Origin of the sequence: Kangiella sp., from assembly GCF_048265365.1 — a bacterium.
Lineage (GTDB): Bacteria > Pseudomonadota > Gammaproteobacteria > Enterobacterales > Kangiellaceae > Kangiella.
This window is the reverse complement of record NZ_JBLXBT010000001.1, coordinates 923,862-941,907: the sequence shown is the minus strand read 5'-3', so window position 1 is coordinate 941,907 and position 18,046 is coordinate 923,862. Positions and strand designations below refer to the sequence as shown.

12 protein-coding genes are annotated in these 18,046 nt (G+C 46.7%); 5 read left to right on the top strand and 7 right to left on the bottom strand.

Going from position 1 to position 18,046, the window contains the following annotated elements; genetic code table 11:
* The first annotated feature begins 271 nt into the window (after positions 1-271).
* From ACN0VI_RS04410 to fabB, 4 genes are all read left to right on the top strand, one after another.
* Positions 272-2,335 carry a cytochrome D1 domain-containing protein gene (locus ACN0VI_RS04410; protein WP_331890654.1) on the top strand — a complete coding sequence of 688 codons (2,064 nt, stop codon included), beginning with the start codon at positions 272-274 and terminating at the stop codon, positions 2,333-2,335.
* Between the two features lie 110 nt (positions 2,336-2,445).
* Complete coding sequence (locus ACN0VI_RS04405; protein ID WP_417445903.1) at positions 2,446-4,683, top strand: TonB-dependent receptor domain-containing protein; 2,238 nt, start codon at positions 2,446-2,448, stop codon at positions 4,681-4,683.
* Positions 4,684-4,991: 308 nt separating this feature from the next.
* Positions 4,992-5,516 (top strand): bifunctional 3-hydroxydecanoyl-ACP dehydratase/trans-2-decenoyl-ACP isomerase, encoded by a 525-nt coding sequence (fabA, locus tag ACN0VI_RS04400; protein ID WP_331890656.1) that lies wholly within the window; start codon positions 4,992-4,994, stop codon positions 5,514-5,516.
* A gap of 48 nt (positions 5,517-5,564) precedes the next feature.
* Positions 5,565-6,782, top strand: a complete 1,218-nt coding sequence (fabB, locus tag ACN0VI_RS04395; protein WP_417445902.1) for a beta-ketoacyl-ACP synthase I — start codon at positions 5,565-5,567, stop codon at positions 6,780-6,782.
* A gap of 108 nt (positions 6,783-6,890) precedes the next feature.
* Here fabB and ACN0VI_RS04390 read toward each other — a convergent pair whose 3' ends face one another.
* The 7 genes from ACN0VI_RS04390 to ACN0VI_RS04360 all read right to left on the bottom strand — a co-directional run bounded on the left by ACN0VI_RS04390 (position 6,891) and on the right by ACN0VI_RS04360 (position 16,647).
* On the bottom strand, positions 6,891-7,964 hold the full coding sequence (locus tag ACN0VI_RS04390) for a diguanylate cyclase (RefSeq protein ID WP_417445901.1): 1,074 nt from the start codon (positions 7,962-7,964) through the stop codon (positions 6,891-6,893).
* A gap of 1,059 nt (positions 7,965-9,023) precedes the next feature.
* Positions 9,024-10,307: a phosphate regulon sensor histidine kinase PhoR gene (gene phoR / locus ACN0VI_RS04385; protein ID WP_417445900.1), complete on the bottom strand. Its 1,284-nt coding sequence runs from the start codon at positions 10,305-10,307 to the stop codon at positions 9,024-9,026.
* Between the two features lie 24 nt (positions 10,308-10,331).
* Complete coding sequence (phoB, locus tag ACN0VI_RS04380; RefSeq protein WP_417445899.1) at positions 10,332-11,024, bottom strand: phosphate regulon transcriptional regulator PhoB; 693 nt, start codon at positions 11,022-11,024, stop codon at positions 10,332-10,334.
* Positions 11,025-11,075: 51 nt separating this feature from the next.
* The gene (gene phoU, locus ACN0VI_RS04375; protein ID WP_331890660.1) at positions 11,076-11,807 is read right to left on the bottom strand and encodes a phosphate signaling complex protein PhoU; all 732 of its coding nucleotides are present in this window, start codon (positions 11,805-11,807) and stop codon (positions 11,076-11,078) included.
* A 42-nt stretch (positions 11,808-11,849) separates the two neighbouring features.
* Positions 11,850-12,665: a phosphate ABC transporter ATP-binding protein PstB gene (gene pstB / locus ACN0VI_RS04370; RefSeq protein WP_417446571.1), complete on the bottom strand. Its 816-nt coding sequence runs from the start codon at positions 12,663-12,665 to the stop codon at positions 11,850-11,852.
* Between the two features lie 92 nt (positions 12,666-12,757).
* Positions 12,758-14,365 carry a phosphate ABC transporter permease PstA gene (gene pstA, locus ACN0VI_RS04365; protein WP_417446570.1) on the bottom strand — a complete coding sequence of 536 codons (1,608 nt, stop codon included), beginning with the start codon at positions 14,363-14,365 and terminating at the stop codon, positions 12,758-12,760.
* A 41-nt stretch (positions 14,366-14,406) separates the two neighbouring features.
* Positions 14,407-16,647, bottom strand: a complete 2,241-nt coding sequence (locus ACN0VI_RS04360) for an ABC transporter permease subunit (protein ID WP_417445898.1) — start codon at positions 16,645-16,647, stop codon at positions 14,407-14,409.
* Between the two features lie 249 nt (positions 16,648-16,896).
* Here ACN0VI_RS04360 and ACN0VI_RS04355 point away from each other — a divergent pair, with 249 nt between their 5' ends.
* The gene (locus ACN0VI_RS04355; RefSeq protein WP_417445897.1) at positions 16,897-18,033 is read left to right on the top strand and encodes an OprO/OprP family phosphate-selective porin; all 1,137 of its coding nucleotides are present in this window, start codon (positions 16,897-16,899) and stop codon (positions 18,031-18,033) included.
* Positions 18,034-18,046 lie beyond the last annotated feature (13 nt).

Genomic DNA, 18,046 nt, shown 5'->3' with positions numbered 1-18,046 from the left:
ATGACAGCTTTTTGACTGACACTTTTTGGTCTATAAGTGATTGATTTCACAATAAAGCTGTATACATTTTGAACAACATTATATCTTATGGCACCCTAATAACATGGATCATGTTCATAACGTCGAGTTTTGCACAATAAAAAGTCAAGCCCCCATATAAAACAATAGGATAGAATTGTTGGGGGTTGTTTGATTTAGATCAGAGTTACCAGATGCACATTCTCTAGAATAACAGTGGGATCAGGAAGATTATTGTCCTAAGGAGGGCACAATGAACCAATCACTCTCAGTCAAGCTATCACTTGTCAGTTCAGCGTTAGCACTTATGCTTTTTACAAGCAACACAGCTCAGGCATCTGATGATGGTAAAAAAGCTTATGAGGCAAATTGTCAGGCCTGTCATCAACCTACGGGACAGGGTCTAGCTGGCGCTTTTCCTCCTCTTGCCGATAACCCCAATCTATCACCAAATTATGTGGTCGAAACTATTCTCAAAGGTAAGTCAGGCCCATTAGAGGTTAAGGGGCAGAAATACAACGCTGTCATGCCCCCTATGCAGCATTTGTCAGACGAAGATATTGCCAACATTTCAAACTATGTTTTGAATTCATGGGGCAATAAACTCGGCAAAGTCAGCGAAGATGACGTCAAAGAAGTGCGCTCTGGTGCAGGTCTTGGTGATCGCTCAGCCGGCAAACCGCATGCCGAAGCAACAGCCGCTGAAGTTGCCTATAAAGGCGCACCATCGACTGTTGATGGCAGCAAAATGGTCGTCACTCCTGGTGCTCCTCCAATTAGCCAGGCAGAGTTCGAAACTGCACAAAAGATTTACTTCCAACGCTGTGCAGGTTGTCATGGTGTATTACGTAAAGGTGCCACAGGTTTGCCGCTAACGACAGATATTACCCAGCAAAAAGGTACTGATTATCTTAAGGCTTTAATCAATTTCGGTTCGCCACGCGGTATGCCTAACTGGGGAACATCGGGTGAACTAAGCGAAAAAGAAATTGACCTTATGGCCCGTTTCATTCAACACGAACCTCCAGTGCCACCAGAATGGGGCATGCCTGAAATGAAAGGCAGCTGGAAAGTTGTTGTCAAACCAGAAGATCGTCCTAAGAAACCACAGCATAACTATGATGTTGATGATATGTTCGCGGTGACTTTACGTGACGCTGGCGAAGTTGCGATTATCGACGGTAAAAGCAAGAAAGTGCTGAACTATGTAAAAACCGGTTATGCGGTACATATTTCGCGCGCTTCAAGCTCAGGTCGCTATTTCACTACGATTGGTCGTGATGGCAAAATTGACCTGATTGACCTCTATATGAAGAAACCTGACGTGGTTGCGACCATCAAAATTGGTCTGGAAGCTCGCTCCGTTGAAAACTCACGCTACAAAGGCTACGAAGATAAGATTGCCATTGCCGGTGCCTACTGGCCTCCGCACTATGTTTTGATGGATGGTGAAACTCTGGAGCCTAAGAAAATTGTTTCCACTCGCGGCATGACAGTGGACACTCAGGAATATCACCCTGAGCCACGCGTAGCGGCAATTGTGGGTTCGCACAAACACCCTGAGTTTATCGTTAACGTCAAAGAAACTGGTCAAATCAAACTGGTCAACTACTCTGACATTGATAACTTGCAGGTGACTACCATTGATGCGGCACCATTCCTGCATGATGGTGGCTGGGATAGCACACAGCGTTACTTCCTGACTGCAGCCAACGAAAATGACACCATTGCAGTAGTTGATGCGCAAGACCGCGAACTGGAAGCTCTAGTTCCTGTTGAGCGTATTCCTCACCCAGGCCGTGGTGCTAACTTCATTGACCCTGAAAATGGTCCAGTATGGGCAACCAGCGCACTCGGTAACGCTAACATTACCTTGATTGGAACTGACCCTGAAAACCATAAAGATAACGCCTTTAAAGTGGTGCGTATTCTTGAAGGTCAAGGCGGTGGTTCGTTATTCATCAAAACTCACCCTAAATCAAATAACTTGTGGGTGGATACTCCATTGAACCCTGATACCAATGTCAGTCAGTCAGTGGCCGTGTTTAATATCAATAACCTTGATGCTGGCTTTGAAACACTCCCAATTGCCGAATGGGCAGACTTAGGTCCCGGTCCAAAACGTATCGTGCAACCTGAGTACAACAAGGCTGGTGACGAAGTCTGGTTCTCGGTCTGGAGCGGTATGAAAGAAGAGTCTGCGATTGTCATTGTCGATGACAAAACCCGTAAACTGAAACATGTCATCAAAGGACCAAAAATCGTGACTCCAACAGGCAAGTTCAACAACTACAACACTCGTAACGAAATTTACTAAGAGTGTCGACAAAGCTAGCTGCTTGAAATCTCGTAATAAAAAGGGTTTCATCAGCTGGCTTTTTTTTCGAATTAGCTAAAACTCCCGCGCATCAGGGTAAGCGAGAATTCATGAACAGAGAAGTATTGAAAAAAGCTACCAGTAAGCTTTATCTAACCACTTTCATAAGCTCAATATTAGCCACCACCCCAATCACTCTATATGCAGCACAAAATGATCCTGCTAATGACAATGAGACTCCGGCTGAGACAGCTCAAGCAAGTGATGACGCTGAAGTCATCACCATTGTCGCCCACCGCCAGCCACGCAATATTTCACAAGTGGCCGGCACTGTTACCATCATGGATCAGGATTATATTGAGCGTAACATTGCGCTTAGTATAGACGATGTGGTGCGCTACGAGCCTGGGATTGAAGTGGACGACAGCAGTACCCGCTTTGGTTATGGTGGCTTCAGGATTCGTGGTATTGGCGGCAACCGTACTGTAACTGTAGTGGATAATGTACCGATTGCCGATAATTACAGTGTTGGTAATTTCGCTAACTCGGGGCGCGGTTTATTTGAGTTAGGTTTAGTCAGTCGCGTGGAAGTATTACGCGGCCCAGCATCAACTCTCTATGGCAGTAAAGCTCTCGGCGGCGTAGTCGCCATGAACCTGCTGGATGCTTCGGATGTTTTACGCGGAGAAAGCCAGGCCAATTGGCTTAAGGCAGGTTATAACACTGACAGTGACCGCTACAACCTGGCGCTGGCAACAGCCTTTGAGCAAGATGATTTTTCATTACTCATCGCTGGTGCAAAACAATACGGTCATGAAGCGGATGTCGCTAACCTGCCAGCAGGAACGACCGCTGATGAACAAAATAGAACTCAGCACGCAGGCATGATACGCGCAGGTTTGGATACCGATTATGGACGTTTCCGCCTGACCATTGACGGCCTCGAAGACGAACGCCTTACGGATATCAATGCTGTGCTAGGCACAGGCCGTCTTGCCAACACCACCTCGATGATAGGTGATGATAGTCGCGATCAAACCCGCGTCTTACTCGATCATCATTTCACCGAGCTTGGGTTTGTTGATCAGGGCACCTGGCGCTTATGGCATCAGCAAAGCGAAACAGAGCAGGTTACTTTCGAAGAACGTCTGCTCGCGCCAACCCCCATCAGTCTGGTACGTCACTTTAATTATGATCATAAAACCTTAGGTCTTGGCACTGATCTCGAAACACGCATCACTAATGGTGATTTAACGCAACGCCTGGGTTACGGCTTCGAGTTCAGCGAAACTGAGTTAACTGAACTGCGCAATGCTTCGCAAACCAATCTCAACACCAACGATACGACCAATATTGTGCTCGGCGAAGTTTTCCCACTGCGCGATTTTCCAAAAAGTACCGTGCGCGAGCTAGGTGTTTATCTGCATGATGAAATTGAACTGTGGAGCAACGGCTTGGTCATCAGTCCTGGCTTACGTTATGAACACTACGAACTGAAAGCCAAAAATGATTTACTATTCGACAGCCAGTTTCCGGATGCCAATAAAACCAGTTTGACCAGTGACGCATGGTTACCCAAGCTTGGCTTACTTATGCCGATTGGCAATGATATGGAATGGTTCAGCCAATATGCTCGTGGGCATCGCGCGCCACCCTTTGCTGACGTTAATATTGGTCTTGATATACCGATGTTTAACATTCGTGCCATTTCCAACCCTGACCTGAAATCCGAGCGAGGCTATACCTTTGAAACCGGGCTACGTTATCGTGGCGCGGACACACAAGCTGAGTTCGCTCTGTTCCACAATCGTTATAGTGACTTTATCCAAAGCCGCACCTTTGTCGGATTTGATGCAGGCACCATGATCTTCCAATCCATTAACCGCGATAAAGTCATCATTGAAGGTAGCGAGTTTAGACTGAAGCACTATTTCACCGATACGATTTCGACCGATGTAAAATTGGAATATATTCGTGGTGAAGACAAAAACACCGGCGAGCCGATTGCGGATGTGCGCCCACCGATGGCTATTGTTGAGCTTAGCTATATGCCAACCTCGATGAGCTGGGAAACGCGCCTTGTTGCAACGGCTAGCAAGTCACAAAAAGCTTTGCTCGATGCCCGTGACAATCCGCTCTTCTCAGCACCCGGCTATACCAGCTACGACTGGATCACTCGCTGGTTTCTAGCTGATAACCTGCAATTAAGCTTAGGAGTATTCAATCTGACCGACAAGACCTACTGGCGCAACAGCAATGTCGCCAACTATCCGGCTAATGATCCAACACTACCATTACTGGCAGAACCCGGTCGCAGCGTTGCTGCCAGCGTGGTTTGGAGCTTTTAGTATCATTGTTTGAGTAAGGTATGCCTCGGCCCACTTTTTGTTGAGGTTATTTCGGGCGGACACACCGGTCCGCCCCTACCAATCCCGTAGGAACAACCTGCGATTGCACTAATATTTCTGAACCCTGTGTATAGACAGCTCATGAGTTACCCTACCCCATCCCTCATTATATGACTTCAATCAACGATTCAATGATCGGTTATCCCTTATCATGTAAGGTCATACCAGTATCCTCTTCATAAACAGGCATAATGCCAACCGAATGACATATTCTGTCAACAAGTAAATTCCATCACATAAGGTGTTTCATGCTACAAACTAATCAATACTCCTACGACGACCTGATTGCCTGCGGCAACGGTGAATTGGTAGGACCTCAAGGCAACAAACTATCGCCTTTACCTTTACCCAATATGCTGATGATGGACCGTATCACAACGATCACCAATGAAGGTGGCGAATTTGGCAAAGGCTTTATCGAAGCAGAGCTCGATATCTCGCCCAAATCCTGGTTTTTCGATTGCCACTTTAAGGGCGATCCCGTTATGCCCGGTTGCCTGGGCGTAGATGCCATGTGGCAATTAACTGGCTTCTTCTTATCTTGGCTTGGCTGTCTCGGCAAAGGCCGTGCGCTAGGTTCCGGCGAAATTAAATTCTTTGGTCAAGTGCTACCCGCGGCCAAGAAAGTCATGTATCGTATTGACGTTAAACGTGTGATTCAGCGCAAATTAAAAATGATTATTGCCGACGGTTCGGTTTCTGTAGATGGAAAGAAGATATACACTGCGGAAGACTTAAAAGTCGGGATTTTCGACAGCGTCGAATCCTTCTAACCCAAAACTCAGTATCGAACAGATCTTAAAAGATAATCGTAGAACATTATGAAAAGAGTCGTTATTACAGGCATGGGCATCGTTTCATGCTTAGGAAACAATGTTGAGGAAGTTGCCGAGTCATTAAAACAAGGCAAGTCCGGAATTAAATTCAAAGAAATCTATAAAGAAAAAGGTTTGCGCAGCCATGTTGCCGGTAAGCCGGATATGGACATTAAAGATCACATTGATCGTAAAATCGTCCGCTTTATGGGTGACGCTGCGGGCTATGCCTATATCTCGATGCAACAAGCCATCGAAGATGCAGATCTCAGCGACGAGCAAGTTTCCAACGTCCGCACCGGCTTAATCACCGGCTCTGGCGGTGGTTCACAAGGTACCCAGGTCGAATCGGTGGATATTGCACTGGAGCGCGGTGTAAAACGTGTCGGTCCTTATGCCGTCCCTAAAACCATGGGCAGTACTACCTCAGCCTGTCTAGCGACCCCATTCAAAATCAAAGGCATCAACTACAGCATTACTTCTGCTTGCGCGACCAGTGCACACTGTATTGGTAATGCGTTTGAGCAAATCGCCATGGGCAAACAGGACATCGTATTTGCTGGCGGTGGTGAAGAAGAAGATTGGCGTTTAACACTATTGTTTGACGCAATGGGCGCGCTATCCAGTAAATATAACGATACGCCAGAAACCGCATCCCGTCCTTATGACGCAACCCGTGATGGCTTTGTTATCTCATCCGGCGGTGGCATTCTGGTCATGGAAGAATACGAACACGCCAAAGCACGTGGCGCAAAAATCTACGCTGAGTTAGTTGGCTATGGCGCAACCTCCGATGGTTACGACATGGTCGCTCCATCCGGCGAAGGTGCCGTGCGCTGTATGCAACAAGCATTAGCAACCGTTAAAGGTGACATCGACTACGTCAACACCCACGGCACCAGTACTCCAGTCGGCGACACAGCAGAATTGAAAGCGATCAAAGAAGTATTTGGCGACAAGCTACCGAAAATCAGCTCAACAAAATCACTGGCCGGCCACTCACTAGGCGCAACCGGTGTACACGAAGCCATCTATAGCTTAATCATGATGCGCGACAAATTCATCGCTGCTTCTGCCAACATCACCCAACTGGACGAAGATGCCACAGGTATGCCAATCGTTCAAAAACGCGAAGACAGCGTCGAAATCAAACGCGTCCTCAGCAACAGCTTCGGCTTCGGCGGCACCAACGCCTGCCTAGTCTTCGAAAAGTACGACCAATAAGCTTCACATCTACTTTAAAAGGGCGACCATTGGTCGCCCTTTTTTTATGCCCTATAATTTTGGTAGGGGCGAGCCAATGTGGTTAATCTGGTAATCTGAATGTATCGTCTAGTCGGCTGGCTGGGCCATAGTGCAATCGCGGCCAGCTGCTTTGGCACGGTAGAGCTGCTGATCGGCTTTGTTGATCAGCTGATCTGGCTCATTCTCGGCACCTGGAATGGCGACCGCTACTCCCAGACTTATTGTCACGCGATCGTGACCGTCCAGGTCTTTGCGCTGAATGTTAAGCTGACGGATCGCTTCACGAGCCGCCTCAGCCACCTTGAATGCTCCGTCTAGCTCGGTATTAGGCAGGATCAAGGCGAACTCCTCACCACCGTAACGCGCAGCTAGATCGGCTGGGCGATGCAGATTAGCTTCTAGGGAGCGAGCGACAGCTTTCAGCGCCTCATCACCACACTGGTGACCGAAGTGGTCGTTGAATTCTTTAAAATGGTCTATATCGCAGATCACCAGTGACAGTGGCGTCTGCTCGCGCCGACAACGCTGCCATTCTGACTCCAATACCTCATCGAATCGCCGGCGATTAGCAATACCAGTTAGGCCATCAAGCATAGATAGCCCTTCCAGCTCGGCGTTGGCCTTTTGCAGGGCTTCTGTGCGTTCGGCCACGCGAGCTTCAAGATTATTGATTAAACGCCGTAACTCACCCGCCATTCTGGAAAAGCTCTGACCGAGCTGATTGACCTCACGGATCGGGCTGTCATTTTCGAGTTGCTGCTCCAATTCACCCAATGCTATTCGATCAGCACGCCTACTAATCCGCTCCACAGGAGCAGCTATTCGCCGAGCCAGCATCATTCCGATAACGGTGCCAATCACCACTGCAAGCAAAGTGAAGATCAAGCTCTGACGGGCGCCATCAGCTAATGGTGCAGTGAAGGCGCGTTCGGGTAGTACCACGCCGACCAAAAGCTCCAACCCGTACTGGTCGTTTAAGCGACGCAGATCAAACAGGTAACGGTGGCCTTCATGCTCGACAGTAGCCTGAAGGTTATCCTCCACTTCACTCAACTTGCCACCGGCGGCGCGTAGAAGTGCGTCAGGGTGATCCTCGATAGTGATGCGCTGCAGTCGGTTACGGTCCCCATTGTAGATCGGCTCCAGGGTCGAGCTGGCCACCATGGCGCCACTAGGCTCGATGACGAAGGCCAGGCCGCCCTCCCCAACAGGCAGTGATTGAAGAAACTTGCCGATGTGGTCCAACGAGAGATCCACAGCAGCGAGGGCAATTAGTTTTCCTTGACCGTCTCTGATCGGAGCCGCGATCCCTGTACCCAGACTGTTGTAAGTACTATGTCGATAAACCGGATACCAATAAGCTTGTTGGCGACCTCTAGCCATGATCATGAAGGGGCGTTCACGCGGATCGTAGCTTTCTGGTTCGGTTGTACGCTGCCCGCATTGGCCTTGTTGGTTAGCTGTAAAGTGAGCAATCATCAGAGGAGTATCGGCAATGTTGCAGATCAGATGTGCCGCCGTCTCACCACCGGGGTTGCGGGTCGAACCGATGTAACGCCCGTCAACAAACGACACAGTCATGAAAGTTAGATAAGGTAATTGCTGTATTTGATCGTAGAGCATCGGTGCTAGATCGCGGACACTGCCCTGGTCTGGACGCTCGCGCAACACATGCTGCCGGTTGAGTTGGACTAAAGTGGCTGGGGTGGCAAAAAACTGTTTCAAGTACGACTCAATGCGCGCCCCAAGTTCAGCACCAAACAATCGTGCCGCGCGCTCGGTACCTTGTTGCGCGTTGTGATAGGAAATCCAGCTAATTGTGCCCACTGCGCCAATGAAAAGCAGGAGGAAAGGCACTGTCAGAAGTGTTCTCAGGGAAAAGTTGCGCATAAAGTTTACAAGATTTCCTTTTAGTCTGAGAGTTTATTTTAGTGATTTTGGTCTGAATGATTCGGTACATGGAATCGTTGCCATAGACAGAGTCATTAATACCACGCTTTTGCAATTTTTAGCGTACTATCGTATAAAAAACGTACCAACCAACGGAGCAAGTGTCAAGATTTTTTACACTTCTTGATTGATTACAATCACGGAGCTGGCTTCGCTCGCCTCCCCTTTGGATACCTCCAACCTATAAATACATCATGTTGCTCAGTTAACATAAGGTAGATTGCCCCGATGGAGGCTGGGCCTGATCCAACCTACAGTGATACTAAGTTTTTATTTCTGGAATACGCAACTAAAGGTGCTGCCTTTACCTATTTGACTTTCGATTTTGAGTTTACCCTTGTGGCCTTCGAGGACGTGCTTGACTATGGCAAGACCTAGACCTGTTCCACCTTGTGAACGATTACGTCCGCTGTCGACTCGGTAGAAGCGTTCGGTTAGTCTTGGGATGTGTTCTTCGGCGATGCCAGGGCCGTTGTCCTGTACTTCAAGCATCAGGGTTGCATCGGTTTCTTTCCAGAAGATGTCGATTCGGCCTTTAGGCTGGGTATAACGGACCGCGTTAAATATCAGGTTTGAGAAGGCACTGCGCAATTGCTTTTCGCTGCCCAAAAGATTGGCGTTAGTATGCGAGTGGTAGAGAATGGTTTGCTCTTTGTCACCGCTGAGTGATCGCGCTTCCGCGCAAATACTATCAAGCATTAAGTTGATGTCCACCTGCTGCTTGCCATTCTCATCAGCTTTAGCATCAAGTTTCGATAGCAACAATAAGTCATCCACCAGATGCCCCATGTTCAAGGCCTGTTGGTGCATCATTTGCAATGGTTTTGCCACTGATTCCAATTGTGGATTATTTTCCGGATCAAGCATTTCCAGATAGCCGGTAATCACCGTTAGCGGTGTTCTTAGTTCATGCGACACGTTGGCGACAAAATCTTGGCGCACGGTTTCCAGATGTTGCTTCTCAGTGATATCGCGAATGATAACCAAGCGTTGATCATCGTTATAAGGTGTAATCCGAATATTAAGAATCAAGCGTTCGTCAGCAGGTGAATTGATGATTAAAGGTTTATTGTAATCGCGCGTTTGTTCGTATTCGATAAAGCTAGGATGGCGCAAAAGGTTAAACAGTCGCTGCCCAATATCGGTGCTGGATTTGAGTCCCAACAATCGTTCAGCAGCGCGATTAAACCAGCGAATTTCTCCCTGATTACTGATGATCAAGGCACCGTCTTTTAAGGCTGAGGTAGAGGCTCTGAACTCTGAAATAATACCCTTCAGTTTTTTAAGCTCTTTACGGTGTTTACGTTGCAACACATACAGGTGATTAAAAATTTCGCCCCAGATTCCCGGGGCGGAAGGCGGGTAAAGCGCGCGCGATTTGACCAGCCATTTATACAGGCGGGACAGCTGAATCAAATTCCAAAATAAGTAAGCGAAGATAACAACGGCAATAGAGGCGGCAGCACGATCAAACAATGAGCCAATCAGACCAACGACCAGAATAATAAAGGCTAGAGTCCATACTTCAGTTTGCCAGTAACGATTCGTCCACATGATGATAGTGCGCCTATTGTCTAATTATTTTGCCGAGAAACGGTAACCTGATCCTCGCACAGTTTGCACATAGTTTTCTACATTATACTCTTGCAATGCTTTTCTTAAGCGACGGATATGCACATCCACCGTGCGCTCTTCAACCACTACCTGTTGCCCCCACACCGAATCAAGCAACTGTCCGCGAGAATAAACTCGCTCAGGATGACTCATAAAGAAGTGTAGAATTTTATACTCAGTTGGCCCCAGATGAACTTCTTCACCGTTTATTTGCACGCGATGGCCTGCGGTGTCTAGCTGGATATTGCCATGACTGATTTGTTCGCTAGTATTGCCACCACGACCACTGCGACGAAGCACTGCTTGCACCCGCGCTAACAGCTCTCTAGGCGAAAAGGGTTTCACTACATAGTCATCAGCGCCAGCTTCCAAACCCTGCACTCGGTCATCTTCTTCGCCACGCGCGGTTAACATGATCACAGGTACGTCCTGATAGGCCTGATCTTTTTTCATCTTCTTGGTTAGCTCTACGCCAGAAGCACCGGGGAGCATCCAATCCACCAACATAATGTCGGGCATAAATCCTTCTTTTAACAAGCCGAAGACCCGTTCAGCAGTAGCTGCCTGCTCAACCTCGTAACCAGCTTGTTGCATGCAAAAGGCGAGCATTTCACGGATATCGCGTTCGTCTTCGAGGATTAAAACTTTTGCATTCATATCGTTTCCTTTGTGTCTTCAGCTATTCTTTTTACTCAACGCATAATCCGTCTATTCGTCTTTTGCCAAACGCTGCATCTCATCCCAGCTTTTATGACGAACATCTTCACCCTGAACCAAGTACACAACATACTCGCAAATATTGTTGGCGTGATCACCAATGCGCTCTAGCGCACGCGCGGACCACATAAAGTCTAATACTTCAGAGATGCGACGCGGTTCTTCCATCATGTAAGTAATCAACTGACGCGAAATGGCATTGTATTCTTCATCTGCCTGATTATCCAACTTGGCCACATTGATAGCCGACTCGACATCCATTCGTGCAAAAGCATCCAGCGAATCATGCAACATTTTTTTGACGTGATTGCCTAAATGCAACAAAGCGCCATAATGTAATTTAACATGCGCCGTAGCGAGCTCTTTGTTCGCTAGCGCTTTGGCCATGCGAGCAACTTTTTCTGCTTCATCACCCATCCGTTCCAGATCAGTAATTGTCTTCAAAATGGTGACAATCAAGCGCAAGTCGCCCGCCGCTGGTTGACGCTTGGCTAATACTTTGGTGCATGCTTCATCAATTTTCATTTCTTTGGCATTAACCATTTTCTCATTAGCAATAACTTTATCAGCAATATCGCTATCATTATTAGTGAAAGCGTCCAGAGCTAAGGTAATTTGTTCTTCAACAATACCACCCATTGCTAACACTTCTTCACGCAAGTTTTCCAAGTCAGTATTAAACTGTTTGGAGATATGCGTTCCTAACTGTTCTGTATCCATCATAACTAACCTCGTTTATCTATCGTCAATTATCAGCACCGCACATTAACCATAACGACCAGTAATATAGTCTTCGGTTTTCTTCTGCGATGGGTTAGTGAAAATCTTATCCGTATTATCGAACTCTACCATGTCACCCATATACATAAAGGCAGTATAGTCCGAAACACGTGCGGCCTGTTGCATATTGTGCGTTACAATAACAATAGTGTAATCATTTTTAAGCTCAGCAATCAGCTCTTCAATTTTCAAGGTTGAAATGGGGTCCAATGCCGAAGCAGGCTCATCCAGCAACAAGACTTCCGGCTGCACAGCAATCGCGCGTGCAATACACAAGCGCTGCTGCTGACCGCCTGACATACCAAGTGCATTTTCTTGCAAGCGGTCTTTAACTTCATCCCACAATGCTGCACCTTTCAATGCCCACTCGACCACTTCATCCAGCACACGACGTTTATTAATACCCTGCAAACGCAAACCGTATGCGACATTTTCATAAATCGACTTAGGAAATGGATTGGGCTTCTGGAATACCATACCAACTTTGCGACGTAGCTCAGCAACATCAACTCCAGGGCCATAGACGTTCTGGTTATCAAGACGTATCTGCCCTTCAGTGCGTGCAATATCCACTAAATCATTCATACGATTAAAGCAGCGCAATAAAGTCGATTTGCCGCAACCGGATGGGCCAATAAATGCTGTCACTTTCTTTTCAGGGATGTGCAGGTCGATATCGTAAAGCGCTTGCTTGTCGCCATAAAACAAGTTGAGTTTCTCCACCTCAATGGCGATCTTTTCATTGGCCAAAGGAGAATGTTTTACCGTTTTATCAGCAACTGTTTTAACATCTTGATTCATCTTTTGTGTACTGTCTTGTGTCTGCTCAGTCATGTCTGTCACCTATATTTGCGAAAAGTATGAGTATCTGCTCTAGCATTACTGCTCTAGCATTACTGCTCTAGCGCTTTATACTTTTCGCGCAAATTGTTACGGATTTTAATAGCTGCAATATTGAGAATAATAATAATCAGTACCAGCAACAAAGCGGTCGCATAAACCAATGGACGCGCTGCTTCGACGTTTGGACTCTGGAAACCAACGTCATAAATATGGAAGCCGAGGTGCATAAACTTACGTTCTAAATGCAGGAACGGTGCGTTACCATCCAGCGGCAAGGTCGGAGCAAGTTTCACTACGCCAACCAACATCAAAGGCGCCACCTCACCCGCTGCTCGCGCCACCGCAAGGATCAAGCCTGTCATCATGGCTGGACTGGCCATCGGCAATACGGTTTTCCAAAGAGTTTCGAATTTGGTAGCTCCTAACGCCAAGCTACCTTCACGAATTGATTTAGGGATTCGTGACAAGCCTTCTTCGGTGGAAACGATCACTACCGGCAAGGTCAGCAAGGCTAAGGTTAATGAGGCCCAGATCAAACCGGGTGTCCCAAACATGGGCGCAGGTTTAACTTCGGGGTAAAACAGGTCATCAATCGAGCCACCGAGGAAGTAAACAAAAAAGCCTAAACCGAACACACCGTATACAATCGATGGCACACCGGCCAGATTATTGACGGCAATACGAATGGTGCGAGTCAAAGGCCCTTGCTTGGCATACTCGCGCATATAAACGGCAGCGATGACACCCAACGGCGTAACGATAACTGACATCAGTAATACCATCATGACGGTACCGAAAATTGCTGGGAACACCCCACCCTCAGTGTTAGCTTCGCGCGGCTCATCAAAAATGAACTCGCCTAATTTGGCAAAGTAATGACCGGTTTTCTCCAGCGCATCCATGTTATTCGGCTGGAATGCTCGCACCATATTATTGGCGGTTACGCTAATTGTTCGCCCATCCACTAATTCAAAAACCGCGCTGTCTCGCTGAATCTGACCATAAAGATCATTAAGCTGCGCTTGATAATCCAAAAATGCCTGTTGGCGCTCTTGCTTACGTCGCGCGATATCAGCTTTGGCCTCTTCTGTCAGGTTGCCATCAATTTCAAGACGGCGTTCTTCGAGTCGTAGTTGCTCAATGTCGTAGTTGATACCACCAATATCATCTCTTTCGATATCACGAATCTGCTCATGCAAATCAGTGGCACGTTCTACAACTTGCTCCAGCGCATCAAAATCACCCTTGAGCACTTTACCGTCATAATTTACCGTTTTGACGAAACCATATACATTACCCCACTCACGACGCTCAACCACCACCACATCTTCATGGACTTCAGTACCTTTAATGCTATCTAAATTTAACCAACGAAAGTCAATGCCATACATATCGCGATTACCCATTTTGATTAGGTATTGCTCGCGTTCTTTACCATCCAGCATGTCTATTTCGTGGCTATGGATTTCACCCAACACCTGCTCCTGCTGGCCATTAACATTGAGCGTAAATGTTTGCACATCCGCTGGCCAGAAGTGAATCAAACCTCGATAGGCGATTAATAGTAAAAGCCCGACCACCATCAATATCGAAATACTGATCGCGCCTGCATTGAGCCAAACCCAATGTTGTCCGCCTTGAAAGAATTTTTTACTCATCATTCAACTCGCTTAATATTCTTCATCAATTCTTATTGGGTTTAGAGTGAACCGTACTTATTACGTAAACGCTGGCGCACAATTTCCGCAACAGTGTTAAACACGAAGGTAAACAGGAAGAGCACAAATGCTGCCAGGAAGAGTACCCGATAATGCGAACTTCCCACTTCTGACTCTGGCATTTCCACCGCAATATTGGCGGACAAAGTACGGAAACCTTCGAAGATATTCATATCCATGATCGGCGTGTTACCCGTTGCCATTAACACAATCATGGTTTCACCGACGGCACGGCCGAGACCGATCATCAGCGCTGAGAAAATACCTGGGCTGGCCGTCGGAATGACCACACGGGTCAATGTTTGCCATTGACTGGCGCCTAATGCCAATGAACCATTTGATAAATGTTTGGGCACACTGAAAATTGCATCTTCAGTGATAGAAAATATGGTTGGAATAACTGCAAAACCCATCGCGATACCAACCACCAAAGAATTGCGTTGGTCGTAAGTAATACCCTGCTCGTTTAGCCAGGCTGGCATATTGCCATTGAACATTGCAGACTCAACTGGCTCACCTAACCAGAAAGCAAAAAAGGTTCCGAAGATAACGATCGGAAACAACAAAGCGGCCTGCCAACCGTCTGGTACCTTATGCTTAATGGCGCCGGGCAAGTTAACCCAAAGCAAACCAAACAGCACAGTCACAATAGGCAGTAGAATAATGAGCAGAATCACACCGGCCAAGTGCTCTTCAATTAATGGTGCTAACCACAGGCCTGCCAGAAAACCCAGAATAACGGTTGGTAAGGCTTCCATAATTTCTACCGTTGGCTTGACCATAGAGCGCATTCTTGGTGCCATAAAGTAGGCCGTGAAAATTGCTCCAAATATCGCCAGCGGAACAGCGAATAGCATGGCGTACATGGCAGCCTTAAAGGTACCAAAACTTAAAGGCACTAAGGAAAACTTGGATTCAAAGTCATTGGTCGAAGCTGATGATTGCCAGGTAAATGTTGGCTCTTCATAGCTTTCATACCAGACCTCATTCCACAGCGCTGACCATGAAATTTCAGGGTGCTCATTTTCTACCGCAAACACCGTCGCTTTACCATCGCTGCCAATACCAACTAAAGTGTTGCTACGAGAATTGATGGCCAAGGCTTGTAGCTCCTGTCCGAAATCAAACTCCTCTAGCTGTCGCTCTGATGTGGTATAAAAAATGCCCATCTTGCCTTTTGTATCCGAGGCAATGAATCCTTTACGACGACTTTCGATAACGATTTGTGAAATGGCGTCCTCTGATAATTTAAAGTCACGAATTTTTTGTAAATTAAAACCATCGTCACCGCGCACCTGGAACCATTGGCTGACCACACCATCACTATCACCAATCAACAGCGATGTTTGACCTAGCAGAAACACTGCCTCACTGACCGTCTTGCCATCTTTTAGCAATGACTGACTTTCATGAAACTCCCACTCATCATCAATATGTCGGTATGAGATCAGGTCGCCCTGCTCGCTGATTATATAAAGCCAGTCCGGACCAGGGGTGGTCAGAACATATTTAGGCGCAAAAGGAATATCAAAACTATCGCGTGATTCTTCCTCAAGGGTTAACTCTTCAGTCAGAAAGTTTTGTTCTATCGAATAGGTAACTGTAGTCACCTTTTGGTCGGCACCCACTGAGGCAATGACAATGCCATCTTCCCAACGGCTACCGAATAATCGCGTGATCTCGGTATCGGCTAACTCAAAGCTAACCTCACCAAAGGGATATGAGAGTTGTGGTTCAATGTGACGCTCATTATCGGGATAGCTGATTTTGTATTTGTGTGAGAACAACTGAAAGCTACCATCGGCAAAACCGGTAGCCATTAAGCCTTTCAAATCCAGTTCAGCAAAGGCCGTAGGCTGGGCGTCATGTGAAAAGCGAGCCTTCTCGATCAATTCACCATCGCTCACATTGAAGAAGCCAAGATCACCACTTTTACTGATAGAAAAAGCGATTTCACCATACTCTTCTACCGCCATATACTGCGGTTCGGTCTGTTGCCAGCTATAATCATGCTGTAACTCGACGCTGGCAGGCTTAAATATCGGAAACACTACCCAGAACAGGTAAAAACAGATAAGTCCAACCGCTCCGATCACCGAAAGCCCACCCAGTGCAATACTGTAGCGAGCAATTAAGTCATTGATTTTTCGGCGTTTATGTTTGCCACTCTGGGTCTGCTGATCCAAAAGTTTGCGCGTGGTCTCTTTAACTGATGTATTCATGACTAATTAACCATTAATTGATGTAGGTTAGTATAGAGATGAAATATTACAGTTATATTAAGGTTCCATAGAGGCAGGGACGGTAATGTGACAGTCAAATTTCACTACTATAATAAACAAGTTGTTTATAAAAAGTTTCATGACAATGAAGAGTTTCACAAACCCTTCGCTTTTCTGTCATGGAAATGTCATAAAATCTCCGTAAAATTGCCAGCGTCAATTAATTAAACCCCTTTAATGGAGAAGACAATGAAATTAAAACTAATCGCTGTAGCCATAGCTACTGTAATCTCTGCTCCGGCATTTGCCGAAACCGAAACTTCTGGCAAAGCTGGTAGTGGTTTTACTGTTAAAACTGATGATGTCAGCTTCTCAGTATTCGGTCGTGTTCAATATGACGTCGATATTTGGGATGGCAATGCTTTCTCTAATGCTGACGAATCAGGTTCTGACTCTGAGATTCGTCGTGGCCGTATCGGTATTTCTGGCAAGATCGCTAAAGACTGGTCAGGTAAAATTGAAGCAAACTTTAATGACGCCAGTGGCGAAACCAATCTTGAAGATGCTTATGTAAAATATACTGGCATGGAGGGCGCAGACTTACTAATTGGTAAGCACAAAGAGCCTTTCGGCCTAGAAGAAAACACATCTTCTAAAGATATTACAGCTATCGAACGTACAACTATCACAAATGCTTTATCTCCCGGCAAAAACTATGGTGTGTCATTAGGTGGCGGTAGCAATGACTTTACCTGGAAATTCGGTATTTACGATCGCGGCGAAGAAGGTAACAACATCGCAACAGGTTTCTCTGGTCGTGTAACAACAGCTCCAATCGCCACTAAAGATGAAGTATTCCACTTAGGTTTTGGTTATACCCAAGGTCGCCTTGCAGGTAACACTTACGGTGAAGCTGATCAGCGTTTGGAAATTCACACCGCTGACGAGAAAATTGGCTCAGGCTCAATTGCTGGCGAAAGCATCATGGCTTACAACTTAGAAGTTGCCTACGCAGCTGGCCCATTCCACGCCCAGGCTGAATACTTCGATGGTAAAGTTGACGGTGGTAACTGGACTGCTGATACAAACATCGAAGGCTACTATGCGCAAGCAGGTTATATCTTGACTGGTGAATCACGCCCATACAGCAAAGGCGTATTCAAACGTGTTAAACCAAATGGTGAAGCAGGTGCCTGGGAAGTGTTCGGTCGTTACAGCAACTATGAGCCAGGTGCTGACGAAGCAGAAGTTTTCACTCTAGGTTTAAACTATTACGCTAATGATGCAGTTCGTATCGGCCTGAACTATGTTTCAGCTGACATGACTGAAGGCGGCATCGATAAAGATGGTGACGCCTTAGCAGTACGTTTCCAATACGTATTCTAAGACTAATCTCTTA

Excerpts from the sequence above, each read along its gene's own strand:
- ACN0VI_RS04410 (WP_331890654.1), top strand. The coding sequence starts at position 272 with ATGAACCAATCACTCTCAGTCAAGCTATCACTTGTCAGTTCAGCGTTA.
- ACN0VI_RS04405 (WP_417445903.1), top strand. The coding sequence starts at position 2,446 with ATGAACAGAGAAGTATTGAAAAAAGCTACCAGTAAGCTTTATCTAACC.
- fabA (WP_331890656.1), top strand. The coding sequence starts at position 4,992 with ATGCTACAAACTAATCAATACTCCTACGACGACCTGATTGCCTGCGGC.
- fabB (WP_417445902.1), top strand. The coding sequence starts at position 5,565 with ATGAAAAGAGTCGTTATTACAGGCATGGGCATCGTTTCATGCTTAGGA.
- phoR (WP_417445900.1), bottom strand. The coding sequence starts at position 10,307 with ATGTGGACGAATCGTTACTGGCAAACTGAAGTATGGACTCTAGCCTTT.
- phoB (WP_417445899.1), bottom strand. The coding sequence starts at position 11,024 with ATGAATGCAAAAGTTTTAATCCTCGAAGACGAACGCGATATCCGTGAA.
- phoU (WP_331890660.1), bottom strand. The coding sequence starts at position 11,807 with ATGATGGATACAGAACAGTTAGGAACGCATATCTCCAAACAGTTTAAT.
- pstB (WP_417446571.1), bottom strand. The coding sequence starts at position 12,665 with ATGAATCAAGATGTTAAAACAGTTGCTGATAAAACGGTAAAACATTCT.
- pstA (WP_417446570.1), bottom strand. The coding sequence starts at position 14,365 with ATGAGTAAAAAATTCTTTCAAGGCGGACAACATTGGGTTTGGCTCAAT.
- ACN0VI_RS04360 (WP_417445898.1), bottom strand. The coding sequence starts at position 16,647 with ATGAATACATCAGTTAAAGAGACCACGCGCAAACTTTTGGATCAGCAG.
- ACN0VI_RS04355 (WP_417445897.1), top strand. The coding sequence starts at position 16,897 with ATGAAATTAAAACTAATCGCTGTAGCCATAGCTACTGTAATCTCTGCT.